Consider the following 23,077-nt stretch of genomic DNA (forward strand, 5'->3'; position numbering starts at 1 on the left):
TGGCTGGGGTGTTCGGCGGTCAACTCAAACCGAAATTCATCGGGTGCCGTCATGAATCGCACAATGACAGGGATCGTCGTTGCCGTAGGCGCGGCAATGGCTGCGGGCGCGGCAATGGCCCAATCGCAGCCTCTGCCAACGCCACTGGTCGAGGAAGTCATGGTCAAGACCACGCTCTTGACCCTCAATGACGCCAACCTCACCGGCAATTACGACGTGATGCACGCAAAGATGGCCAAGGCATTTCGGGAAAAATTCAGGTCCGATACGCTCGAACAGGCGTTCAGGACGTTCGCCGGCAAGCATATCGACATCATTGCGGCCACGCCGCTGGTCACGACCCATAAAGCCAGAATCGACCGCAACGGCGCCCTGATGCTGCGCGGCTATTTCGATACCACGCCATCGCGCCTCAATTACGCGCTCGATTACGAGATCTCGGAAGGCGAGTGGAAGTTGATCGCAATCGACGTCAAGGTGAAGGGGTCATCGACGAGCTACGCTGGCGCCGCCAATCTCCTTGCGCATGCGACGGCTGATGTTCCGCCGCCGCTGAAATAAGCTGGCGGCAATGGCGGAAACCAGCAAGCCGGTCGCGACATGGCGCAGGATTGCAGCCCCAATCCTTGATTTCATCACGGTGTTTTTCGGTGGCGGCTACGCGATCGGCGCGTTGACGGGCCGCCTGACTGCCGACGGCTTCAAGCTGGAAGGGATGCCCGCGCTCATTCTGCTCGCGCTGACCGTTGTCTACTTCGTGGCCGGCAACAAATATCTCGGCGGCACGATCTGGCAGCGCGTTCTTTACCCGCGCTGAAGGGCCATTATCACGCCAGCCCGAACCTCACCCCGGCGCGCGCGAGGCCGCCGGCGATGCCGATCGGGGTCCCGTCGGCGCGCCAGCATGCGGCGCCCGACAGCGTGCCGTCGTCGTGAAACTGGATGGCGTTCATGCCGCCGGCGACGGTGGGCGCTGCCTGTACCTTGTGCCCCATCGACATCAGTTCGGCGCGGGTTTCTTCCGGCACCGCCTGCTCGACCTCGAGCGCATTGCCCTCGGTCCACACCCGCGGCGCCTCGACCGCCTCCTGCAGGCTCATGCCGTGGTCGATCAGGTTGATCAGCGCCTGCATCGCGCTCGGAAAGATCTTCTTTCCGCCGGGCAGGCCGAGCGCATAGACCAGCTTGCCGTTGCGCAGCGCCATCATGGGCGACATCGAGGTGGTGACGCGCTTGCCCGGTGCCAGCGACAGCGCATGGCCCGGACGCGGGTCGTAGAGGTTCATGTAATTGTTCGGGATGGTGCCGAGGCCGGGAATCAGGATTTTGGCGCCGAACAGATTGTTGATGGTCTGCGTGGTCGCGACCACGTTGCCGACCGCATCCGCCGCCGTCATGTGCGTGGTGTGCGCGCTCTCGAGCTGCGCGATGCCGGCGCTCCAGGATTGCGCGCGGGCAGGATCGATGGCGCGGCGGCGTTCCTCGGCATAGGCCTTTGAGGTCAGCCGCTCGACCGGCACGTTGACGAAGTCAGGGTCGCCGCTGGCGGCGGCGCGATCGGCGAAGGCGATCTTGAGCACCTCGGCGAGGTAATGAATGCTGGCCGCGGAACCGAAGCCGAGTTTTGCGAGATCATAGCCTTCGAGAATGTTGAGCATCTGCGCGATGTGCACGCCGGAGGCCGCCGGCGGCGGCGGACCCAGAATTTCCCAGCCGCGATAATCGGCGCGGATCGGCTGCCGCTCGACGGTTTTGTAGTTCGTCAGATCCTCGCGGGCGATGAAGCCGCCCTTCTTCTTCATGTAGTCGACGAGGATATCGCCGAGCGGGCCATGATACAGCGCCGCCTCGCCCCGCTGCGAGATGTAGGTCAGGGTTTCCGCATATTCCGACTGCACCACGCGCTCGCCGACCTTCAGCGGCGTTCCGTTGGGCAGATAGATCGCCGAAATATCCTTGTCCTGCAACATCTCCCCGGCGCTGTCGACGATGCATTCGTGCAGATAGGGCGTCGCCGCATAGCCGCGCGCGGCGAATTTGATCGCGGGCTGCATCACGTCGGCGAGCGGCATGGTGCCGAACCGCTGCAGCGTCTCGCACCAGGCCTTCAGCGAGCCCGGCACGGCGACGGCTTTCGGGCCGGTGAGGTTTTCGTCGCCGACCGTATCGAACACGTCGTGCGCGGAACCCGGTTTCGAGGTGTAGGTGTCCGGCCGGACCGCCAGCGGCACCGTGCTCTGCCCGTCGATGAAGCGGTGACTGCCGTCGGCGAGCCGGATGTGGGCCATGCCGCCGCCGATGATGCCGACCATCATCGGCTCGACCACGGTCAGCGCAAATAATGTGGCGATCGCCGCGTCGACGGCGTTGCCGCCGGCCGCCAGCATTTCCGCACCCGCGCTCGACGCCAGCGGATGGTTGCTGACCACCATGCCGCGGCTGCCGGTCGCCGGCTGCTTGCGGCACTCAAAACCGGTAGTTGCACGGTCCCGCCAATTGCCCGTCATTTGCTGTTTTCCCGCCTTGCTGTTGTCGTTTTCAGGCATCAGCCGGCGAGATTCGTGCGTGGCCGTGTTCGCCCGGGATAGCCAGAATTCCACAATCCTGCATCATGGCAAAGTAGTGATTCGGGCGCCCGCGATCTCTCCTTTGGGTCGGGCTGGTGTGTCCTGGCGAGCAGAATGTTCGCGCCGCAGAATGCGGGCCTTGTTTTGTAAGGCGTACCCAAAACACCGCCCGTAAGCCCACCAGAGGACTAGAAATGCAGACGATCGTACTGACCACCCAGAAGGGCGGGTCTGGAAAAAGCACGCTTGCCATCAGCCTGACACTGGCCGCCATCCGGGCCGGTCACAATGTCCGTCTGATCGAGACCGACCCGCAGGGCACGGTTTCGAACTGGAAGCGCCGCCGTCCGTATGCCGCACCGATCGTCGAGCCGATCTACCACGCCCGCCAGCTGGAAGAGCGGCTGCGATTGTTGCCGCGCGACGGCGTCACCGTGACGATCGTCGATACCGCCGGCGGCGAAACCGCCGCAACCAATTCCGCCATCCGCTATGCCGACCTCTGCCTGATTCCGACGCGGCCGAGCATCGCCGACATCGAGGCGACCGCCGCGACGCTGCGCGTCATCCGGGCCTGGCACAAGCCGTTCGCCTATGTGCTGAATCAGACCCCGATCCGCGCTGCTGCGCGGCTTGCCGGCGCGGAAAACGCGCTCGGTGACGAAGCCGCGCTCGAAGCGGCCGACGTCGTCGCAAAGCCCTTCATCGTGATGCGCAACGATTACCAGGACGCGCTGAGCGCCGGCCTCGCCGTCTGCGAATACGCGCCGGACGGCAAGTCGGCGCAGGAAGTGCGCGCGCTCTGGCAGTGGGTGGAGCAGCGGCTGAGCGACATGGCCGCGCCGGTGGACGAACCGGCCGTCGAGGATTTCGTGGAGGTCCCTGCCATCATTCCGAAATGGGCCGCCGCGCGTCCGTCCTACGACACTGACGCTGCACGCTTCCTGCGCGCTCCCGCCCGTGTCTGATCTCTAGCTTCGCGCACGTGAAATGCGCGGGGCGAAAGCGGAGCAATCCGGCCGCCAGCCCCGCCGGATTGCCTCGCTTCAATTTCAGGGATTGCGCCGCAGCCAGTTTTCCCGCGTCATGCGCCATCTTTCCGCAAGCGTCTGGCCACTGTGATGAGCCAGTTCGATATACTCGACGAATTCGGCGCCGGTCTTCTGCTTGACCCGGCGCGAGGCCATGTTGGTGGCCGCGTTGCAGGCGTGAAAACGCTCGATGCCGAGCGTGCGGAAGGCAAAATCGTTCACCGCCGAGACGGCCTCGCTCATCAGGCCCTGATTCCAGAATCGCTCCGCCAGCCAGAAGCCGCGATTGCCCTTGGCGTCGTCAATCCTCGGGCGGAATCGGATGTTGCCAATCGCCTCGCCGTCGCCACGGCGCAGCACCAGCATCCAGTTATAGATCTCCTCACCCGCGGCGACTCTCTCCAGTTCGCGCTCGACAAACGTCACCGCGCCGTTTTCCGGATAGGGCCAGGGAACGACCTGCGCGAGATGCTGGATGATGTTCCAGTTGTTGAAATGGCGCTGGATCGCCGGCGCATCCGACATCGCGAGCGGCCGCAGGATCAGCCGCGCGGTCTGCAGGGTCGGCGTGATGGTTACTTCTGACATTTCGGACACCAGAAAGTCGAACGGCCGTTCTGCACAAACCGCCGCACGATACCGCTACACCCCCCAGTCTGGCATTTTTCGCCCTCGCGGTCATAGACTTGAAATGAGTGCTGGAAATAACCAAGTTCGCCCGACGTCAGGCGATGATCGCTGATCGAGGAGCCGCCGGCCTTGATCGCCTGGTTCAGCACCGAATGAATGGCAGTCACCAGCCGCCCGGCGTGATCGGTCGGCTCACCCTTCTTGGTCGAGAGTGTCGCCGCCAGGCGGCGCGGCGAGAGGTGCGAGCGGAACAGCGCCTCGCAAACATAGATATTGCCCAGCCCCGCGACCACGCGCTGATCTAGCAATGCGGCTTTCAGGCTGGTCTTCTTGTTGAAGCACGACCGCGCCAGCATCGCGGCGTCGAATTCGTTGCCGAGCGGTTCCGGCCCAAGACCCTTCAGCAGCGGTTCTTCCTCCAGCGCCTGGCGGGCGATGATCTTCATGTAACCGAAACGGCGCGGGTCGTTGAACACGATCGCGGCACCCGAGGACATGTGGAACACCACGTGATCGTGCGCGCGGTCCTCGCTGCGCGGATGGTGGAATTGGCCGGGCGTGCCGCTGCCGTGGTCATCCAGCACGCGGAACGAGCCGGACATGCCCAGATGCATCAGCAGCACGTCGCCGGAGCCGAGATCGGCCATCAGATATTTGGCGCGGCGGCCGAGACCGGTCACGGTCTGGCCCTCCAGCCGCGCCACAAAGTCCTTTTGGAAGGGAAACCGCAAATCCTTGCGCCGGGCTTCGGCTTTCAGGATTTTCGACCCCTCCATGGCGGGCTGCAGGCCGCGCCGGACGGTCTCAACTTCGGGCAATTCGGGCATGCAGGCATTCACCTTATGGAGGTGACGTGATAGCGCCATTGCGCCCGGGGCGCTATGGTCCGGGGGTGTGGAGTAAGCTTATGGATCGGCCGGACCAGACCACCCATTTCGGCTTCAGGGATGTGCCCCTGGGGGACAAACAGACGCTGGTAAACGACGTCTTTCACAGCGTGGCGTCCCGCTACGATTTGATGAACGATCTGATGTCGGGCGGCCTGCACCGGGTCTGGAAGAACATCATGATCACGGCGCTCGATCCTCCGAAAAGCGATGCGCCGTTCGCCCTGCTCGACGTCGCGGGCGGTACCGGCGACATCGCCTTCCGCGCCGCCGAAGCGGCAGGTGCGGGCTTCCGCGCCACCGTCTGCGATATCAACGCCGACATGCTCAACGTCGGCCGCAGCCGCGCCGTGGCGCGCCATCTCGATGAGCGGGTTTCGTTTGTCGAGGGCAATGCCGAGGCGCTGGCGTTCGGCGATCGCACCTTCGACGCCTACACCATCGCGTTCGGGATCCGGAACGTGCCGCGGATCGATGCCGCGCTGCGCGAGGCCTATCGCGTGCTGCGGCCGGGCAGCCGGTTTCTGTGTCTGGAATTCTCCACCGTCGACATGCCCGGGCTCGACGCGCTCTACGACTTCTTCTCGTTCAAGGTGATCCCGCCGCTCGGCCGCGCGGTGACGGGTGATGCTGAATCCTATCAGTACCTCGTCGAGTCGATTCGGAAATTTCCCCGGCCCAACGCGTTCGCCGAGATGATCCGCGCCGCCGGCTTTTCGCGGGTGAAGTGGGAGAGTCTCTCCGGCGGCATCGTGGCGCTGCATTCGGGCTGGCGTTTGTGATTTCTGCAGCAACCCACATCGCGCGGCTGGTCCGCGCCGCTTACGTGTTCGCGCGCGAGGGCGTGTTCGGCGTGGTCGACCCCAGTCTCGTGCCGCCGCCCGGGCAGATCGCGCTACGGCTGGCGCGGCTGATCGAACGGCCGGGCGCCAAATCCGGACCACGGCTGTCGCGCGCGCTGACGCGGCTCGGCCCGGCCTATCTCAAGCTCGGACAATTTCTGGCGACACGGCCCGACGTGGTCGGCGTCGCGATGGCGCGCGATCTTGAAGCCTTGCAGGATCGGCTGCCGCCGTTTTCGCTGACCGAAGCGGAAGCCGTGATCGCGACCTCGCTGGAACGCCCGCTGGCCAAGGCGTTTGCCAGCCTCGGTCCGCCGGTCGCCGCCGCCTCGATCGCGCAGGTGCATCGTGGCGAGGTCGAGCGCGACGGCGTGCGCCACGCGGTCGCCGTCAAAGTGCTGCGGCCCAATGTCGCCGCGCGCTTCCGCCGCGACCTCGGCGATTTCTTCTTCGTCGCCAACAATGCGGAAGCGCATTCCGCCGAAGCGCGGCGGCTGCGGCTGATCGAGGTCATCAACACGATGTCGCGCTCGGTCGCGATGGAAATGGATCTGCGGCTGGAAGCGGCCGCGATGTCGGAGATGGCGGAGAACACAAGGGACGATCCGGATTTCCGCGTACCGACGGTCGACTGGGACCGCACCACCCACAACGTGCTGACGATGGAGTGGATCGACGGCATCGCGCTCAATGATCATGCGCGGCTGGCCCAGTCGCAGGTCGACCTGCCCGATCTCGGGCGCAAGGTGATCCAGAGCTTTCTGCGCCACGCGCTGCGCGACGGTTTTTTCCATGCCGACATGCATCCCGGCAACCTCTTCCTCGACGATGCCGGCCGGCTGGTCGCGGTCGATTTCGGCATCATGGGCCGGCTCGGCCTGAAGGAGCGGCGCTTCCTCGCGGAAATTCTGCTGGGCTTCATCACCCGCGACTATCGCCGTGTCGCCGAGGTGCATTTCGAGGCCGGCTATGTGCCGGGCCATCACTCGGTGGAGAACTTCGCACAGGCCATCCGTGCCATCGGCGAGCCGATCCATAACCGCACCGCCGAAGAAATCTCGATGGCGAAGCTGCTGACGCTGCTGCTCGAAGTCACCGGGCTGTTCGACATGCAGACCCGGCCCGAACTGATCCTGCTGCAGAAGACCATGGTGGTGGTCGAAGGCGTCGCGCGCGGTTTCGACCCGAAGCTCGATATCTGGAAGGTCGCCGATCCCGTCGTGCGGGAATGGATCGAGCGCAATCTCGGCCCGCTCGGCCGAATCCAGGGCGCGATGTCCGGCGCGGGCGAACTCGGCCGCGTGATGGGCAGCCTGCCGGCCATCGCCGCCCGCGCCGTCGCGGTGCTCGAGAACATGGAAAAGATGACCCGGGAAGGCCTGACGCTGTCGCCGGAGACCATCGCAGCGATGGGCCGGGCCGAGGGCCGCAAGAACCGCTGGCGGACGGCGGCGCTCTGGGTCATCGCGGTGGCGTTTTTGGGAATATTGGTCGCGGTCTGGTAGACCCCCACGGGGACGAGAGGCTGCAAATAACCCCCGAGACACGAAGAGGACGCTATATGCGCGCCCTCCTGGTCTGCAATTCGCCCCTCAACAATCTCTGGTCCATCAACCTGGCCGTTCACGGTCATCCCGTTCGCGAAATCTCCACAAACACGGGCTCCCGGCAGGTCCGCCAAGTGCTGGATGACCTCATTCGCAAGTCAAACCGGCCTGTCGATATGTCTACAAAAACATACGAATCCCTGCGCGGTAGTCTCTTGCAGAATGGAACCCAGAACTATAGGTTATAGAACTAGGGCGCGACTTGAGAATATTCAAAACACGGGAGTTTGCGCGGCTGGTCCGCAAAACAGACATCGATGATCGGACGCTGAGAGAGGCCGTCGATCGCGCCGCGAAAGGCTTGATCGACGCTGAACTTGGTAGCGGCCTGATCAAGCAACGTGTCAACCGCAAAGGGCATGGAAAGTCGGGCGGCTATCGCACCATCATTGCGCTGCGAGCTGGAGACCGCGCTTTTTTCCTTTACTGCTTTGCCAAGAATGACCGGGGCAACATTGCTGACAATGAATTGCAGGCACTCCGCTCGCTCGCATCATCCTGGCTTCATGCGGGCGCTACACTGATCGAATCCGAATTGAAAGCTGGACGATTGATTGAGGTACACAATGGCTAAAGCAGCGAAAAAGCCTAGCCCGCTCGGCAAGAGCATCCTGCGAACCGCAAAAGACATGCTCGCGGGCGGCGTGATGGACAAGCGCGGCTTTGACCGGATCGCACAGGAACTCGGGGCCACGACGCTGCCGAACACGCAACCCATAACTGCCAAGGAAATCCGGGCGCTGCGCGAAAAAGCGGAAATCAGTCAGGCCGTCTTTGCCAAATGCCTCAACGTCACGCCCGATTATGTCTCCAAGCTCGAACGCGGCGCCAAGCGACCCACCGGCTCGACGCTGGTGTTGCTCAACGTCATCCAGCGCAACGGCATCGAATTGGTTCTCTAATCTGGACTCTTCCTCGCAAGACCTTTGGTTCGACGCGCCGGAGCCGTGGCGATTTCTCAGACGCCTTTCGCCCCGGCGCAAACCGAGCACCAATTGCTCTAGGCGCGGTCACCTGAAGGGGCCAGCGAAGCGCCGGACGCGAGTTTCCAGAGGCCCCCTAGACATGATTGCAATGACAGCATGATGTGCTAGCGTTGCTTGCAGATTTTGCTGGGAGGCCCGCCATGGCCAGCCTGACCATCCGAAAGCTCGACGAGGCTATCAAAACCTATCTTCGGCTGAGGTCGGCCAGAAACGGCCGTTCCGTCGAGGAGGAAGTCCGGGTCATCCTCGGGGAGCTAATCCAAGGACGTCCCTACGTTGCGGGTGAGCCATCCTCGTCGGAGGCCGCCGAGGCACCCACGCCGCGCCCGCAGCCCTACAGCGCCTCCGGCGCGCGAAGCGTCACCCTGATCATCGGCGGCGGGATCGCCGCCTTCAAGTCGCTGGAGCTGATCCGGCGACTGAAGGAACGGCACATCGACGTCCGCTGCGTGCTGACCAAGGCCGCGCAGCAATTCGTCACGCCGCTTTCCGCCAGCGCGCTGTCGCATGAGCGCGTCTATACCGATCTGTTCGACCCCGGCAGCGAATTCGACGCCGGTCACATCCGCCTTGCCCGCGAGTGCGATTTGATCGTGGTGGCGCCGGCGACCGCCGACCTGATGGCGAAGATGGCGAACGGCCACGCCGACGATCTCGCCAGCGCGATCTTGCTGGCGGCCGACCGCCCGATCCTGCTGGCGCCGGCGATGAATCCCTTGATGTGGAACAACGCCGCCACGCGGCGCAACGTGCTGCAGCTTCGCCGCGACGGGATCCATATGATCGGCCCCAACGCCGGCGAGATGGCCGAATCGGGCGAGGCCGGCGTCGGACGAATGTCGGAAGCGATCGAGATCGCCGCCGCTGCCATCGACATTCTCCGCCCGCCGCGACCACGGCCGCTCGCCGGCAAGCGCGTGCTGATCACCGCGGGACCGACGCATGAGGCCATCGACCCCGTGCGCTTTATCGCCAACCGTTCTTCCGGCAAGCAGGGTTTTGCCATCGCCATGGCGGCGCAGGCCGCGGGCGCGGAGGTTACGCTGGTCACCGGCCCCGTCGAGCTGCGCGATCCCGCAGGCGTCACAGTGATCCGCGTCGAGTCGGCGCGCGACATGCTGCACCGGGTGGAAGCCGCCCTGCCCGCCGATATCGCGATCTTCGCCGCTGCCGTCGCCGATTGGCGCGTCGCCAGTGAAGGCGAACAGAAGCTGAAAAAGACGTCAGCGGGCATGCCGCCGCTGCAGCTGGTCGAAAATCCCGACATTCTCGCCACGATCTCGAAACTCCGGGACAATCGCCCGCCGCTGGTGATCGGCTTTGCGGCCGAGACCGAACACCTGATCCACAACGCCAAAGCCAAGATCGCGCGCAAGGGCTGCGACTGGATCGTCGCCAACGACGTCTCGCCGGCCACCGGCGTGATGGGCGGCGACCGCAACACCGTTCATCTGCTGACGCGCGACGACGACAACGAGATCAGGGTCGATTCCTGGCCTGTGATGACCAAGGAACAGGTCGCGACCGAACTGGTGGCGAAGATCGCAAAGACCGTGGAGAAGCATTCGTGAACGCCGCAGTGAAAGTCGATATCCGCCAATTGCCGCACGCCGAAGGCCTCGCGCTGCCGGCCTACCAGAGCACGGACGCGGCCGGGCTCGATCTGCTCGCCGCCGTTGCCGCCGATACGCCGTTGATCCTGTCTCCGGGCAAATACGCGATGGTACCAACCGGTCTCACGATCGCGCTGCCCACGGGGTATGAGGCGCAGGTGCGGCCCCGCTCCGGGCTGGCCGCCAAGCATGGCGTGACCGTGCTGAATTCGCCGGGCACGGTGGATGCGGACTACCGCGGCGAGATCAATGTGCTGCTGATCAATCATGGCGATGCGCCGTTCCCGATCCGGCGCGGCGAGCGCATTGCGCAGATGGTGATCGCGCCGGTGGTGCAGGCGCAACTGGTTGCCGCGACACAGCTTTCGACGACCGACCGCGGCAGCGGCGGCTTCGGTTCGACCGGACGCTGAAGCGCGCATTAAAGACACTCCGGGCGCTAATAAGGCGAATTTTTCACAGCCTATTTTGCGTTCACGGTCTGGACTCTTACCGCCCGACTCCCGAAGCGGATAGTCTCGACCCGATTCGTGCGGAGCGCGATCAGCAAAAGTGGGGTCCGGTCTTTTGTCCGGGCGCGCTCATTCCTATTGTCGGCGCATGATTTCAGCGCCAAACCGCTCACACCTGGGCGGATCATGCGCTGGGTGGCGCGGGGTCTGCTGTCGTGCGTTTTTGGGGCAAATAAATAATGTCGGGCTCAGTCGCGGCGATGCGTCGAACCCTGCTGTCGTGCACATCGTTGGCACGCCGCGGCGCGATGACGCTTGCCGCCATTCTCTGCATGTCGCTCAAACCGGCATTTGCCGCCGAGATGAGCCTCACCGAGACGATTTCCGCCCTGCTCGACCTCAATCACCAGGAATTTGCGGCGCTGACGACATCGCTGTCGCTGCTCGTCTTCACCGTACTGGCAGCGGTCCTGCTGATGCGCACGCGTATTCAGGCTTCCAAGACGGAACTCGGCCTGCGCTCCGACATCGCCGATTTGCAGGTGCAGGCCGACCGGCTGCGGGCGCTGCTGTTCGCCGAGCCGCAGATCCTGATTGCCTGGGCCGCAGGCGACAACCGGCCCCAGATCAGCGGCGACACCTCGCTTCTGATCTCGCAGGACGCGATGTCGAATTCGCCGCAGCGCATCCTCGCCTTCGGCACCTGGCTGCCGCCGGAACCGGCGCTGCAGATGGACCATGCGGTCGACGCGCTGCGCGAGGCCGGCGAAGGTTTTCTGCTCAATCTCGCCACCTCGAACGGCCGCGCCATCGAGGCGATGGGCCGCGCGATCGGCGGGCAAGCCATCGTGCGGATTCGCGAACTCGGCGGATTGCGCCGCGACCTCGCCGAAGCCAACCTGCGCTACAGGACGCTCCTCGAAGAAACCGAGCTTTTGCGCGACTTCGCCGCCGCGGTGCCCTGGCCGATCTGGGCCAAGAGCGTCGAGGGCAATTTGCGTTACGCCAACACGGCCTATGTGCGAGCCACCGAAGGTGCCAACGTCGCCGACACGATCCACCGCGGCCTCGAACTCCTGGAGAACGACCAGCGCGCCGAGATGAACCGGGTGCTCAACGACGCCGCCAACTTCAGCGCGCGGCTGCCGATCGTGGTCGGTGGCGAGCGGCGCATCTACGACGTGCAGGCGATCAGGCTCGGCGGCGGCAGCGCCGGCATCGCCATCGACGCCAGCGAGGCCGCGCAGTTGCGCGATGCCATGGAGCGGATGGCGGAAGCCCACCGCCGCACCCTCGACCAGTTGTCGTCCGGTGTCGCCGTGTTCGACGGCCAGCGGCGGCTTGCCTTCTACAATGAATCCTACCGGCGTCTGTGGGGCCTCGATCAGGCCTTCCTCGATTCCAACCCCGACGATTCCAGCGTGCTCGACCGGCTGCGCGCGGCCCGCAAATTGCCCGAACAGCCCGACTTCCGGGCCTGGAAGGCCAAGCTGCACGAAGCCTATCGCGCCGTGGACTCCGAGAGCTACTCCTGGTTCCTGCCCGACGGTCGCGCCTTGAGCGTCGTCACCACCCCGAACCTCGAAGGCGGCGTTACCTATTTGTTCGACAACGTTACCGAAAGCCTCGATCTCGCGCGCCGCTTCGACCGCCTGACGCGGGTCCAGCACGAGACGCTCGACAATCTCGGCGAAGCGGTCGCGGTGTTCGGCAGCAACGGCCGGGTGGAACTGTTCAACCCGGCTTTCGCAAAAATGTGGAAGCTGCCGGCGGAAGCGCTGAAGGAGCAGCCGCACATCGAAACGGTGGAAGCCTGGTGCCTGCCGCTGTTCGACGACGCCATGACCTGGCGGGCGCTGCGCGAGGCGATCACCGCGATCGACAACCGCACGCAGGTGGCGCTGAAACTCGAGCGCAAGGACGGCAGCGTGCTGGATTGCATGACCATGCCGCTGCCCGACGGTGCGACGCTGTTGACCTTCCAGGACATCACCGACACCGAAAATGTCGAGCGCGCGCTGCGCGAGCGCAACGAAGCGCTCGAGGCCGCCGACCAGATGAAGGTGGATTTCGTCCACCACGTGTCCTACGAATTGCGCGCGCCGCTGACCACCATCATCGGTTTCGCGCATTTCCTCAGCGATCCCTCGACCGGACCGCTGACGCCGAAGCAGGCCGAGTATCTCGACTACGTCACGAAATCGACCAATGCCCTGCTCGCGCTGACCAACAACATCCTCGACCTCGCCACCATCGACGCCGGCGCCATGAAGCTCGAACTCGGCCCGGTCAATATCGAAAAGGCGATCCAGGCCGCCGCCGAAGGCATTCAGGACCGGCTGGCGACCGACCGCATCGAACTGAAGGTCGATATCGATTCCAACATCGGCAACTTCACCGGCGACGAGCGGCGCGTGGTGCAGGTGCTCTATAACCTGCTCGCCAATGCCGTCGGATTCTCGCCGCACGACGCCGCGGTGACCATCAGCGCGCAGCGCACCGAGCATCGCGTGATCTTCACCGTCAGCGATTGCGGTCCCGGAATTCCGGCCGACGTAAAGGACAAGGTGTTCGACTGGTTCGAGAGTCACTCGCACGGCTCGCGGCATCGCGGCGCCGGCCTCGGCCTGTCGCTGGTCCGTTCCTTCGTCGAACTGCACGGCGGCAAGGTGCGCGTCGACTCGGTGGTCGGCAAGGGCACGACGGTCAGCTGCGACTTTCCGGTCGACCAGAACGCGCACCGCAACGCCGCCGAATGACCGAACCGGCAAAATTCACCATCGCGCTGGTAAACGAGACCGCCACCGCGAATCTGATGGCCGATCTCGCGCTGCTGGTCGGCCCGGGTGACGTCATCACGCTGACCGGCGATCTCGGCGCGGGCAAGACCGCGGCCGCCCGCGCCATGATCCGCTACCTCGCCGGCGATCCCGAACTCGAGGTGCCGAGCCCGACCTTCACGCTGGCGCAGAGCTATGACGTGCCGTTTCCGCTTCTCCACGCCGACCTCTACCGCATCAGCGATTCGAGCGAGTTGGAGGAAATCGGATTGTCGCCGCTGCCGGAGGGCACGCTGGCGCTGATCGAATGGCCGGAACGCGCCGGCGATATGCTGCCCGAAGACCGCATCGACATCGCCTTCAGCCATCGCCCGGCGCTCGGGTCCAACGCGCGCGCCGCCGAAATCACCGGCTATGGCAAGGCGGCGGCGCAGGTGACGCGGCTCGAGACGCTGCGGGACTTTCTGACCGATGCCGGGATGCTGGATAGCGTACGGGCGCGCATGCCCGGCGACGCCTCGACGCGTTCCTATGCGCGGCTGATCCGCGACGACGGGACATCGATCCTGATGAATTCGCCGCGCCGTCCCGATGGCCCGGCGATCTACGACGGAAAATCCTACAGCGCGGCGGTGCATCTGGCCGAGGACGTCAAGCCGTTCGTCGCCATCGACAACGGCCTGCGCGCGCACGGCTTTTCGGCCCCCGTCATTCGTCACGCCGACCTGAATTCCGGTTTCCTGATCACCGAGGATTTCGGCAGCGGCAGCGTCGTCGAAGGCGATCCGCCGCAGCCGATCGTCGAGCGCTATGAGGCGGCGACCGACATGCTGGCGGCACTGCATGGCAAGACCCTGCCGGAAACCGCGCCGGTGGCGCCGAAGTGCTCCTACCAGATTCCGGTCTACGACATCGACGCATGGCTGGTGGAAATCGGCCTGATGCTGGAATGGTACCTGCCGGATCGCGGCGCCGAGGTCAGCCCGCAACAGCGCGACGAATTCACCGCGATGTGGCGAAAGCTGCTGGAGAAGCCGGCGGCCGCGCCGCGAACCTGGGTGATGCGGGATTTTCATTCGCCCAACATCATCTGGCTCGGCGACCGCGAGGGAATCCTGCGCGTCGGCATCATCGACTTCCAGGACGCCGTGCTCGGCCCGGCCGCCTACGATCTGGTGTCGCTGCTGCAGGACGCCCGGATCGATGTCGCCGAACAGCTCGAACTGGCGCTCTTGACCCGTTACATCAAGGCGCGGCGGGGGGCCGATCCCGAGTTCAACCCGGCGGGCTTTGCCGAGCTCTACGCCATCATGTCGGCGCAGCGGAATACCCGCCTGCTCGGCACCTTCGCCCGGCTCAACCGGCGCGACGGCAAGCCGCAATATCTCCGCCACCAGCCCCGGATCTGGACCTATCTGAGCCGCTCGCTGGCGCACCCGGCGCTGGCGGAATTTCGCGGCTGGTATGCCGCCAATGTGCCAGCCCCCCTGTCCTGATTTACCTCCTGTTAGTCGGCGCCCTCTTACTCTGGAACCCGCCATGCCGAGCCGGCGGGCGCAGCCAGATTTGAGATGGAAAAACAGCCATGGCGGGGGCGGAACGGCGCCGCGGAGACCGAATCGTGTTCGAGCGCGGCTTTGCCGCGCACATGATGGGAATCGACGGCACCTGGCGGCGCGACTGCGTCATGGAAGACGTCTCCGAAACCGGCGCCAAATTGACGGTCGAAGGCTCGGTCGAGGGCCTGCACCTGAAGGAATTCTTCCTGCTGCTGTCGTCCACCGGGCTGGCCTACCGGCGCTGCGAACTGGCCTGGGTCAATGGCGACCAGATCGGCGTCAACTTCCTCAAGCAGGGCGACAAGAAGAAGAAGGCGGCCAAGCGCGGGGTCGAGGGCGCCGACGCCTGATTCGACCCGTCGTATGGCCGTCACATCCGGCCACTAGGCCTCGGGGATCGCTGCACATGGCGACTCGCCGTGATATGATCGCGGCGCGATTTGGATGGTTCGAGAAATTCCAAAGATGTCCGTAACTCCCAGCAAAGCCATGGTTCTTGCCGCCGGCCTCGGCTTGCGCATGCGCCCATTGACCGACCACATGCCAAAGCCGCTGGTCCGCGTGGCCGGACAGCCCCTGCTCGATCACGTGCTGGACAAGCTCGCCGGCGCCGGCGTCAGCGAGGCCGTGGTCAACGTGCACTATCTGCCCGACCAGATCATCCGGCATACCGCCGGCCGCACCCGCCCCCGTATCATCATTTCCGACGAACGCGACCAGGTGCTCGGCACCGGCGGCGCCGTCGTGAAAGCGCTGCCGCTGCTGGGCAAGGAGCCGTTCTTCCATCTCAACGCCGACACGATGTGGATCGACGGCGTGCGGCCCAACCTGACGCGGCTGGCCGAAACCTTCGATCCCGCGCGGATGGACATCCTGCTGTTGATGGCGCCGACCACCAGCAGCATCGGCTACACCGGCCGCGGCGACTACACGATGCTGCCCGACGGCGCGCTGCGCAAACGAAAAGAGCATCAGGTGGTGCCGTTCGTCTATGCGGGCGCGGCGATCATGTCGCCCGCGCTGTTTGCTGACGCGCCCGCCGGCGAGTTCTCGCTGACGAAAATGTTCGACCGCGCCAACGAGCAGGAACGGCTGTTCGGGCTGCGGCTCGACGGCGTCTGGATGCATGTCGGCACGCCGGACGCGGTGCAGGCCGCGGACGAGGCGTTTCTGGAAAGCGTGGCGTAGCTGCACGCCGTAGCCCGGCCGGGTCCCATGGTCACCGAGGTCGATCGTGGCAAATAGACGGAGCGACGACCCTCCGTCGTCATTCCGGGGCGCGCGGAAGCGCGAACCCGGAATCCATCGTGCCGCAGCGCAAGTCGATCGTTGGATTCCGCGTTCGTGCTGCGCACGCCCGAGAATGACGGGGAGAGAGAGCGGTGGGCATCCCCGCCGCCACCCCTGACCTTCCCTGATTACCGCCCTATATTGCGCCTGATCTCGAATCAGGGCCCCCATGCGCGTCTTCAGCGTTCCCGTCTCCGTGCCGCTCCTGCGCACCGTCATCGCGGCGCTGGTCGACGGCCGGCTGGTCGAGGGATTCGAGGCGCGCAACAATCCGCTCAACCTCGCGACCGCGACGCTCTATCTGCCGACCCGCCGCGCGGGACGGCTGGCGCGTGAAATCTTTCTCGATGAGCTCAAGACGGATGCCGCCATCCTGCCGCGCATCGTGGCGCTCGGCGACATCGACGAGGACGAGCTGGCGTTTGCGGAAGGAACCGAACAGTTCAGCGGCGTGGCGCCGCTCGACGTTCCGCCGCGGCTCGGCGAACTCGAGCGCCGCCTGACGCTGGCGCATCTGGTTGCGGCATGGGCGAAGAGTCCGGTGTCGGCGCCGCTGGTGGTCGGCGGCCCGGCTTCGACGCTGGCGCTGGCCGGCGATCTGGCACGGCTGATGGACGACATGGTGACGCGCGGAGTCGCCTGGGAAGCGCTCGACCGGCTGGTGCCCGACCAGTTCGACAAATACTGGCAGCACTCGTTGGAATTCCTGCGCATCGCGCGCAAGGCGTGGCCGGAGCATTTGAAAGAGATCGGCCGGATCGAGCCCGCCGAGCGGCGCGACCGCCTGATCGAGGCGGAGGCCGCACGTCTGACCGCGCATCATGCGGGACCGGTCGTTGCAGCCGGATCGACCGGTTCGATGCCGGCGACCGCGAAATTCCTCGCTGCCGTCGCCGGCCTCAAGCTCGGCGCCGTGGTGCTGCCGGGGCTCGATATCGATCTCGACGAGGACGCCTGGCAGATCATCGGCGGCGTCAGGGACGCGCAGGGCAAGTTCACCACGCAGCCTTCTTCCAACCACCCGCAATACGCGATGCATGGTCTGTTGGATCGGTTCGGCATCGAGCGCAGCGATGTCGAAATCCTCGCCGCGCCAAAGCCGCATGGACGCGAGGTGCTGGTGTCCGAGACGATGCGGCCGTCGAGCGCGACCGAGCAATGGCACGACCGTCTGGCCCAGCCGGATGTGTCGCAGAGGATCGCGAACGGCATGGCAAAACTTGCCGTCGTCGAGGCGCCGAATTCCGAGATGGAGGCGCTGGCGATTGCGGTGGCGATGCGGGAGGCGCGGCACCTGGACAAATCGGCGGCGCTGGTGACGCCGGATCGCGCGCTGGCGCGGCGGGTGATGGCGGCGTTGCGGCGCTGGAATCTCGACTTCAACGATTCCGGCGGCGACGCGCTGATGGACACGCCCGCCGGCATCTTTGCGCGCCTGGCCGCGGAAGCCGCTGGCAGGGGGCTGGAGCCGCCGACGCTGCTCGCGCTGCTGAAGCATCCGCTGTTTCGCCTCGGCGGTGCTGCCGGCGCGCACAAGCACGCCATCCAGACCCTTGAACTGGCGCTGCTGCGCGGCACCCGGCCGCAGCCGGGCACGGCCGGCCTCGTGCGCGACTTCGATCGATTCCGGACTGAGCTGAAAAAGCTCCGCAGCCATGAGACGTCCTCGCTGCACGCTTCCGAGCCGCGCGCGAAACTGCGGGATGACGAACTCGACGCGGCGCAGGGGCTGATCGCAGCGCTGCTGAAGGCAATGTCGCCGCTGGAAGTGATGGGCGCGTCAAAGCCCTATGACTTTGCCGAGCTGGCGTTGCGCCACCGCGAAGTGCTGATCGCGTTGTCGTCCGACCAGAACGGCATTGCCGTCGCCTTCGAGGAAACGCAGGGCGCGGCGTTATCTGCCGCGTTCGACGATCTGCTGGCCGAGCAGAAGCCGAGCGGACTGATGGTACAACTCGGCGACTACCCCGAACTGTTCCAGACCGCCTATGCCGACCGGATGGCGCGGCGACCGGAATCGGCGACCGCGCAGTTGCACATCTACGGCCAGCTCGAAGCGCGGTTGACCGAATCCGACCGCGTCATCCTCGGCGGACTGGTCGAGGGCGTCTGGCCGCCGGCGCCGCGGGTCGACCCCTGGCTGAGCCGGCCGATGCGCCATGAACTCGGCCTCGACCTGCCGGAGCGGCGCATCGGTCTCTCCGCGCACGATTTTGCGCAACTCCTGGGAACGGAAGATGTGATCCTGACCCATGCGGCCAAGGTCGGCGGCGCGCCCGCCGTCGCCTCGCGCTTTCTGCACCGGCTGGAAGCCGTCGCCGGCGAGGAACGCTGGGACGCGGCCAAGCGTGCCGGTGAGAATTACGTCCGCTACGCCGCCGAACTCGACCAACCCGATAAAGTCGAGCCGATCGAACAGCCCGCGCCAAAACCGCCGGTCGCGACGCGGCCGACAAAATTGTCGGTGACGGCGATCGAGGACTGGTTGCGCGATCCCTATACGATCTACGCAAGATATATTCTGCGGCTCGATCCGCTCGATCCCGTCGACATGCCGCTGTCCGCAGCCGACCGTGGTTCGGCGATCCATGGCGCGCTCGGCGAGTTCACGCAACAATTCGCCGACGCGCTGCCGCCGCAGCCTGCATTGGTGCTGCGCAGCATCGGCGAAAAATTCTTCGCGCCGCTGATGGAGCGTCCCGAGGCGCGGGCGCTGTGGTGGCCGCGCTTCCGGCGCATCGCCGACTGGTTTGCCGATTGGGAAACGGCGCGGCGCGACTCCATCGAAAAAATTGACGCCGAGATCCGCGGCGAGATCAAGATCCCGCTCGACAACGATCGCATCTTCACGCTGTCGGCGCGCGCCGACCGCATCGAGCAGCGCCATGACGGCAGCTTTGCGATCCTCGACTACAAGACCGGCCAGCCGCCGACGGGCAAGCAAGTGCGCATGGGCCTGTCGCCGCAACTGACGCTGGAGGCCGCGATCCTGCGCGAAGGCGGATTCGAAAACATCCACGCCGGCTCGTCCGTCGGACAGCTCGTCTATGTCAGGCTCAGCGGCAACAATCCGCCCGGCGAGCAGCGCACACTGGAGCTCAAGATCCGGAGCAATGACACGCCGCAGCGGCCCGACGAAGCGGCCGACTATGCGCTTGAACAGCTCGAGGCGCTGATCCGAAAGTTCGAGAACGAGGAGACAGCCTACACGTCGCTGAACCTGTCAATGTGGTCGAACCGCTACGGCGCCTATGACGATCTCGCGCGCATCAAGGAATGGTCGGCGGCCGGCGGACTGGGGATCGAGGAATGGTGAAGGCCGCCCGCATCATCCCGCCCAATGTGCGCGACACGCAGGCGCGCGCGTCCGATCCCGCGGCGTCCTCGTTCGTGTCGGCGAACGCCGGCTCGGGCAAGACGCATGTTCTTGTGCAGCGGGTGATCCGGCTGCTGCTGTCAGGCGTGCCGCCGGAAAAAATCCTCTGCATCACCTTCACCAAAGCTGCCGCCGCCAACATGGCGGAACGGGTGTTCACCACGCTGGGCCACTGGGTGACGCTCGACGACGACGCGCTGGACGCAGCCATCGAGGATGCCGGCATTGCGAATCCCTCCGCAAAGCTGCGCAAGGCGGCGCGAAAACTGTTCGCCTGCGCGCTGGAGACGCCGGGCGGGCTGAAGGTGCAGACCATCCACGCGCTGTGCACCCGGCTGCTGCAGCAGTTCCCGTTCGAGGCCAACGTGCCGGCGCGGTTTGCCGTGCTCGACGACCGCGACCAGAACGAGATGATGGAGCGCGCCAATCTCGGCGTCTTCCTCGAGGCCTCGCGCAACCCTGAAAGCGCCACCGGCCGCGCGCTGATGACGGCGATGGCGAGCGCGGCCGATGTGACCTTCAAGGACGTGGTGCGCGAAGCCTGCCTCAGCCGCGATCATTTCATGGCGTGGACGGATGCCGCCGGCAGCGCGCAAGTCGCGGCAGCCCAGATTTCGGCGGCGCTCGGCGTCGATCCCAACGATCGCATCGAGGCCGTCGAGCGCGACATCCTCGACGGTCCCCACCTGCCGCGCGCCGAATGGGAGGCGATCGCCCAGGTTCTGCAGACCGGCAGCAAGACCGATCAGGACCAGGCGGCACGGCTGCGCGGCGCGCTAATATTTTCAGGCGCGGCGCAGGTTGACGAATATCTCAGCGTATTCCTGACGGAAGCCGACCGCACGCCGCGCAAAACGGTGCTGACGAAGAAATTCTGCGACAACAATCCGGCCGTCGGCCGCCTGATCGAAGCGGAAGCCCGGCGTATCCTCCCCCTGATCGCGCGCCGCCGCGCTTTGGTCGCGCGCGACCGCACCGAGGCGCTGCTTTATATCGCGACGGCGGCGGCGGCGAACTATCGCCGCGAAAAGCAGGAGCGCGGGCTGCTCGACTATGACGACCTGATCGACAAGACGCTGGCCATGCTCGACCGCGTCTCCTCGGGCTGGGTACATTACAAGCTCGACCGCGGCGTCGACCACGTGCTGATCGACGAGGCGCAGGATACCAGCCCGCGGCAATGGGACATCGTTGCGCACATCATCTCCGAATTCACGACCGGCGCGGGCGCGCGCGACGGCGTGGTGCGAACGGTATTCGCGGTCGGCGACGAGAAGCAGTCGATCTTTTCGTTCCAGGGCGCAGCTCCCCGCGAGTTCGACCTGCGCCGGCGCGAATTGCAGCGCAAGTTCGAGGGCGCGGGGCTGAAGTTCGATCCGGTGTCGTTCACCTATTCGTTCCGCTCGGGACCGGCGATCCTGCATGCGGTCGACCAGGTGTTTCGCGAGCAGGATATTTTTCGCAGCATTCATGCGGTCGACATCGGCAATCCGATCCATCACGCACTGGCCGACGCCGGGCCGAGCCAGATCGATCTATGGGAACTGGCCGAGACCGATGACCGGCAGGACATCGAAGGCTGGCGCGCGCCGTTCGACGGCGTCGCCGCGACCAGCCCGGAAGTGAAGCTTGCCCGGCGCATCCAGGGCGAGATCAAGACGCTGGTCGGCAGCGGCGCGATGACCGGGAGCGCGAACAGCCGCCGGCCGCTGCGCTATGGCGACATGCTGGTGCTGGTGCGGCGGCGCGGCAACGCGTTCGACGCCGTGATCCAGGCGCTGAAGCATGCCGGCATTCCGGTGGCCGGCGCCGATCGCCTCAAGCTGACCGAGCATATCGCCATCATCGACCTGATGAACCTCGCCGACGCGCTGCTGCTGCCGCAGGACGACCTCGCGCTGGCGACGGCGCTGAAGAGCCCGCTGTTCGGCCTCAGCGACGACGACCTGTTCAAGATCGCCTGGCAGCGCAAGGGATCGCTGCGGACGGCGTTGTCCGAGCGCGCCGCGATCGACGGCCGGCTGCGCGATGCACTGTGGCGGCTCGAACAATGCGAGCGGCGCTTTGCGCACGAGACGCCGTTCGCGTTCTATGCCTGGCTGCTCGGCGGCAACGGTGGCCGCGCGCGCATCCTGCACCGGCTCGGTCACGAGGCTAACGACGCGCTGGATGAGTTTTTGGAGCTGGCGCTGAACTACGAACGCAAGGCGCCGGCCTCATTGCAAGGGTTCATGGCATGGCTGCGTACCGCCGACCTCGAAGTGAAGCGCGACATGGAAATCACGCGCGACGAGGTTCGCGTCATGACGGTGCATGGGGCCAAGGGGCTGGAGGCGTCCGTCGTGTTTCTGGTGGACACCACCACCTCGCCGTCGGACACGCAGCGGCTCAAGCTGATCAACCTGTCGCAGGGCAATGCCGATCCGCATGCGCCCGGCGTGGTGGTATGGGCCGGCCGCAAGGCCGAGGATCCGCCGGCCGTCGTCGCGGCGCGCGCGGCGATGATCGGCGATACCGAGGATGAATACCGCCGCCTGCTCTATGTCGCGATGACGCGCGCCGCCGACCGGCTGATCGTCGGCGGCTGCCTGCCCGGCAACATGCGAAGCGTCCGGCCGCTGTCCTGGTACGATCTGATCACCAGGGGACTCGAGGGTTCCACCCTGCAGCTTCAGGAGATCGAGACCGCCAGCGGACCGGTGAAGCGCTACACGCGCCCCGAGGAAAGCGCGCCGCCGGCCGCGCCCGCGGCAGCACCGACCCCGCCGGCCCCGCTGGTGCTGCCCAACTGGCTGCTGACCCCCGCGCAGCCGGAAATCTCCGCGGAAAGTTTTGTACGGCCATCCGATCCGGCGGAGGACGACAGCCGCAAGGTGCGCGCCGCCGAATCACTCGAACAGCGCGCCCGCGCGCTGCAGCACGGCACGCTGGTGCACCGGCTGCTGCAGTCGCTGCCGGATATGGCCGTGGAGCGCCGCCGCGAGGCCGCGCGGGCCTATCTGGCCCGCAATGCCGATGGCTGGAGCGAAGTAGAACGGCAGGCGCTCGCCGAGAGCACGCTGGCCCTGATCGCCGATTCGCGTTTCGCGGCGGTATTCGCTACCGGCAGCCGGGCCGAGGTCCCGATCGTCGGCCGGCTGGAGCGGCGGAGCGGCCGCCCTGCGCTGGTATCCGGGCAGATCGACCGCCTCGCGGTCACGGAAAGCGAGGTCCTGATCGTCGATTTCAAGACCAACCATGCCCCACCGAGTGACACCGCCGAGGCGCCCAAGGGCTATGTCCGCCAGCTTGCGCTGTACCGGGCGGTGCTGGGCGGGCTTTATCCCCAGCTCCCGGTCCGCGCCGCGCTGCTTTGGACAGAAACCGCTGAATTAATGGAGATTTCGGCCCCCGCGCTGGAGGCCGAACTGGCATCCATCATCTCGGCGTGAGCCGCGCTTGACCGGGCAGGATCGCG

At 65.6% G+C, this 23,077-nt stretch carries 18 protein-coding genes; 15 read left to right on the forward strand and 3 right to left on the reverse strand.

Features of this window, described 5'->3' with window-relative positions; all coding sequences use genetic code 11:
- Positions 1 to 63: 63 nt before the first annotated feature.
- Positions 64 to 561 carry a hypothetical protein gene (locus tag QUH67_RS00345; protein WP_300944681.1) on the forward strand — a complete coding sequence of 166 codons (498 nt, stop codon included), beginning with the start codon at positions 64 to 66 and terminating at the stop codon, positions 559 to 561.
- Positions 562 to 571: 10 nt separating this feature from the next.
- Complete coding sequence (locus tag QUH67_RS00350) at positions 572 to 817, forward strand: hypothetical protein (protein ID WP_300944682.1); 246 nt, start codon at positions 572 to 574, stop codon at positions 815 to 817.
- Positions 818 to 827: 10 nt separating this feature from the next.
- Here QUH67_RS00350 and ggt read toward each other — a convergent pair whose 3' ends face one another.
- Positions 828 to 2,507: a gamma-glutamyltransferase gene (gene ggt, locus QUH67_RS00355; protein WP_300944683.1), complete on the reverse strand. Its 1,680-nt coding sequence runs from the start codon at positions 2,505 to 2,507 to the stop codon at positions 828 to 830.
- Between the two features lie 254 nt (positions 2,508 to 2,761).
- On the opposite strand from ggt, the gene QUH67_RS00360 reads away from it, so the two are divergent.
- Positions 2,762 to 3,535 (forward strand): nucleotide-binding protein, encoded by a 774-nt coding sequence (locus tag QUH67_RS00360; protein ID WP_300944684.1) that lies wholly within the window; start codon positions 2,762 to 2,764, stop codon positions 3,533 to 3,535.
- A gap of 84 nt (positions 3,536 to 3,619) precedes the next feature.
- Here QUH67_RS00360 and QUH67_RS00365 read toward each other — a convergent pair whose 3' ends face one another.
- On the reverse strand, positions 3,620 to 4,186 hold the full coding sequence (locus tag QUH67_RS00365) for a GNAT family N-acetyltransferase (protein WP_300944685.1): 567 nt from the start codon (positions 4,184 to 4,186) through the stop codon (positions 3,620 to 3,622).
- Positions 4,174 to 5,055 carry a bifunctional DNA-formamidopyrimidine glycosylase/DNA-(apurinic or apyrimidinic site) lyase gene (mutM, locus tag QUH67_RS00370; protein WP_300944686.1) on the reverse strand — a complete coding sequence of 294 codons (882 nt, stop codon included), beginning with the start codon at positions 5,053 to 5,055 and terminating at the stop codon, positions 4,174 to 4,176. The genes QUH67_RS00365 and mutM overlap by 13 nt, the downstream gene beginning before the upstream one ends.
- Before the next feature lie 80 nt (positions 5,056 to 5,135).
- Here mutM and ubiE point away from each other — a divergent pair, with 80 nt between their 5' ends.
- From ubiE to addA, 12 genes are all read left to right on the forward strand, one after another.
- Complete coding sequence (gene ubiE, locus QUH67_RS00375) at positions 5,136 to 5,897, forward strand: bifunctional demethylmenaquinone methyltransferase/2-methoxy-6-polyprenyl-1,4-benzoquinol methylase UbiE (RefSeq protein ID WP_300944687.1); 762 nt, start codon at positions 5,136 to 5,138, stop codon at positions 5,895 to 5,897.
- Entirely contained in the window at positions 5,894 to 7,462 is a 1,569-nt protein-coding gene (gene ubiB / locus QUH67_RS00380; RefSeq protein WP_300944688.1) for a 2-polyprenylphenol 6-hydroxylase, read from the forward strand. The genes ubiE and ubiB overlap by 4 nt, the downstream gene beginning before the upstream one ends.
- A gap of 304 nt (positions 7,463 to 7,766) precedes the next feature.
- Positions 7,767 to 8,138 (forward strand): type II toxin-antitoxin system RelE/ParE family toxin, encoded by a 372-nt coding sequence (locus tag QUH67_RS00385; RefSeq protein WP_300944689.1) that lies wholly within the window; start codon positions 7,767 to 7,769, stop codon positions 8,136 to 8,138.
- Entirely contained in the window at positions 8,131 to 8,466 is a 336-nt protein-coding gene (locus QUH67_RS00390; protein ID WP_300944690.1) for a helix-turn-helix domain-containing protein, read from the forward strand. The genes QUH67_RS00385 and QUH67_RS00390 overlap by 8 nt, the downstream gene beginning before the upstream one ends.
- Before the next feature lie 224 nt (positions 8,467 to 8,690).
- Positions 8,691 to 10,121 (forward strand): bifunctional phosphopantothenoylcysteine decarboxylase/phosphopantothenate--cysteine ligase CoaBC, encoded by a 1,431-nt coding sequence (gene coaBC, locus QUH67_RS00395; RefSeq protein ID WP_300944691.1) that lies wholly within the window; start codon positions 8,691 to 8,693, stop codon positions 10,119 to 10,121.
- Positions 10,118 to 10,576 (forward strand): dUTP diphosphatase, encoded by a 459-nt coding sequence (gene dut, locus QUH67_RS00400; RefSeq protein ID WP_300944692.1) that lies wholly within the window; start codon positions 10,118 to 10,120, stop codon positions 10,574 to 10,576. Before coaBC ends, dut begins: the two co-directional genes overlap by 4 nt.
- Before the next feature lie 278 nt (positions 10,577 to 10,854).
- A complete protein-coding gene (locus QUH67_RS00405) occupies positions 10,855 to 13,374 on the forward strand; it encodes a PAS domain-containing sensor histidine kinase (protein WP_300944693.1) in 2,520 nt (839 codons plus the stop codon).
- On the forward strand, positions 13,371 to 14,891 hold the full coding sequence (tsaE, locus tag QUH67_RS00410) for a tRNA (adenosine(37)-N6)-threonylcarbamoyltransferase complex ATPase subunit type 1 TsaE (RefSeq protein WP_300944694.1): 1,521 nt from the start codon (positions 13,371 to 13,373) through the stop codon (positions 14,889 to 14,891). The genes QUH67_RS00405 and tsaE overlap by 4 nt, the downstream gene beginning before the upstream one ends.
- Positions 14,892 to 14,980: 89 nt before the next feature.
- A complete protein-coding gene (locus QUH67_RS00415) occupies positions 14,981 to 15,304 on the forward strand; it encodes a PilZ domain-containing protein (protein ID WP_300944695.1) in 324 nt (107 codons plus the stop codon).
- Positions 15,305 to 15,419: 115 nt separating this feature from the next.
- Entirely contained in the window at positions 15,420 to 16,142 is a 723-nt protein-coding gene (locus tag QUH67_RS00420; RefSeq protein ID WP_300944696.1) for a nucleotidyltransferase family protein, read from the forward strand.
- A 271-nt stretch (positions 16,143 to 16,413) separates the two neighbouring features.
- Entirely contained in the window at positions 16,414 to 19,560 is a 3,147-nt protein-coding gene (addB, locus tag QUH67_RS00425; RefSeq protein WP_300944697.1) for a double-strand break repair protein AddB, read from the forward strand.
- Positions 19,554 to 23,051, forward strand: a complete 3,498-nt coding sequence (gene addA / locus QUH67_RS00430; protein ID WP_300944698.1) for a double-strand break repair helicase AddA — start codon at positions 19,554 to 19,556, stop codon at positions 23,049 to 23,051. The genes addB and addA overlap by 7 nt, the downstream gene beginning before the upstream one ends.
- Positions 23,052 to 23,077 lie beyond the last annotated feature (26 nt).

This window comes from Bradyrhizobium roseum, from assembly GCF_030413175.1.
Lineage (GTDB): Bacteria > Pseudomonadota > Alphaproteobacteria > Rhizobiales > Xanthobacteraceae > Bradyrhizobium > Bradyrhizobium roseum.

Excerpts from the sequence above, each read along its gene's own strand:
- QUH67_RS00360 (WP_300944684.1), top strand. The coding sequence starts at position 2,762 with ATGCAGACGATCGTACTGACCACCCAGAAGGGCGGGTCTGGAAAAAGC.
- QUH67_RS00415 (WP_300944695.1), top strand. The coding sequence starts at position 14,981 with ATGGCGGGGGCGGAACGGCGCCGCGGAGACCGAATCGTGTTCGAGCGC.
- QUH67_RS00345 (WP_300944681.1), top strand. The coding sequence starts at position 64 with ATGACAGGGATCGTCGTTGCCGTAGGCGCGGCAATGGCTGCGGGCGCG.
- QUH67_RS00390 (WP_300944690.1), top strand. The coding sequence starts at position 8,131 with ATGGCTAAAGCAGCGAAAAAGCCTAGCCCGCTCGGCAAGAGCATCCTG.
- ubiE (WP_300944687.1), top strand. The coding sequence starts at position 5,136 with ATGGATCGGCCGGACCAGACCACCCATTTCGGCTTCAGGGATGTGCCC.
- ggt (WP_300944683.1), bottom strand. The coding sequence starts at position 2,507 with ATGACGGGCAATTGGCGGGACCGTGCAACTACCGGTTTTGAGTGCCGC.
- mutM (WP_300944686.1), bottom strand. The coding sequence starts at position 5,055 with ATGCCCGAATTGCCCGAAGTTGAGACCGTCCGGCGCGGCCTGCAGCCC.
- addB (WP_300944697.1), top strand. The coding sequence starts at position 16,414 with ATGCGCGTCTTCAGCGTTCCCGTCTCCGTGCCGCTCCTGCGCACCGTC.
- QUH67_RS00405 (WP_300944693.1), top strand. The coding sequence starts at position 10,855 with ATGTCGGGCTCAGTCGCGGCGATGCGTCGAACCCTGCTGTCGTGCACA.
- QUH67_RS00350 (WP_300944682.1), top strand. The coding sequence starts at position 572 with ATGGCGGAAACCAGCAAGCCGGTCGCGACATGGCGCAGGATTGCAGCC.
- tsaE (WP_300944694.1), top strand. The coding sequence starts at position 13,371 with ATGACCGAACCGGCAAAATTCACCATCGCGCTGGTAAACGAGACCGCC.
- QUH67_RS00365 (WP_300944685.1), bottom strand. The coding sequence starts at position 4,186 with ATGTCAGAAGTAACCATCACGCCGACCCTGCAGACCGCGCGGCTGATC.
- addA (WP_300944698.1), top strand. The coding sequence starts at position 19,554 with ATGGTGAAGGCCGCCCGCATCATCCCGCCCAATGTGCGCGACACGCAG.
- coaBC (WP_300944691.1), top strand. The coding sequence starts at position 8,691 with ATGGCCAGCCTGACCATCCGAAAGCTCGACGAGGCTATCAAAACCTAT.
- QUH67_RS00420 (WP_300944696.1), top strand. The coding sequence starts at position 15,420 with ATGTCCGTAACTCCCAGCAAAGCCATGGTTCTTGCCGCCGGCCTCGGC.